Annotated in this window: 1 protein-coding gene and 1 pseudogene; both read left to right on the top strand. The window is 42.8% G+C overall.

The genetic code is table 11. The features are described from left to right. Positions 1 to 97: 97 nt before the first annotated feature. Positions 98 to 433: pseudogene (gene ykgH / locus BHE85_RS18065) on the top strand (protein YkgH); the annotation flags it as partial. A gap of 55 nt (positions 434 to 488) precedes the next feature. After that, the coding region (locus BHE85_RS18060) for an IS1 family transposase (protein ID WP_305773726.1) at positions 489 to 573 on the top strand (85 nt) is incomplete at its 3' end.

Below are 573 nucleotides of genomic sequence, written 5' to 3'. Positions count from 1 at the left end.
GGGAATATCTCCCCGGCAGCCTTCAGGGAAAAATATCATCAGATGGCTGCTCAAAAAAAGAACAAATGGTAGTGTCCGCTATTGCCAGTACACCTCAGTGCTGTTGTTTCTGTATATCAATAAAGACAATATAAAAGTGATTTACAGCCTAAAAATAAACCAGACAACGCCAGGTATACTTGTTAGCTGTGATAGCAATAATAATTTTGCCTGTCAGACCACAATGACTGAAGATGTTATACAGCGAATTACTACATTTTTTCACACCAGCCCAGATGTCAAGAACAGAGAAATAAAGCTGGAATGGTCAGGAGATAAGAGAGATTTACCAACTGCTGAAGCGGAAATATCTCGCGTGCAGGCGTCTATTATCAAATGGTATGCGTCAGAATACCATAATGGCAGGCAAGTTCTCGATGAGATACAAATACCTGGTAATGCTGCCAACTTACTGATTTAGTGTATGATGGTGACTTTAAGGTGCTTGCGTGGCTTCCATTTCCATCAGATGTCCTTCCTGCTCCGCTACTGAAGGCGTGGTGCGTAACGGCAAAAGCACTGCCGGACATCAGC

The organism is Shigella sp. FC1567 (assembly GCF_001743015.1).
In the GTDB taxonomy this organism is placed as follows: Bacteria; Pseudomonadota; Gammaproteobacteria; order Enterobacterales; family Enterobacteriaceae; genus Escherichia; species Escherichia coli.
The sequence above is the reverse complement of the archived record's forward strand: the minus strand, read 5'-3'. Positions and strand labels throughout refer to the sequence as shown.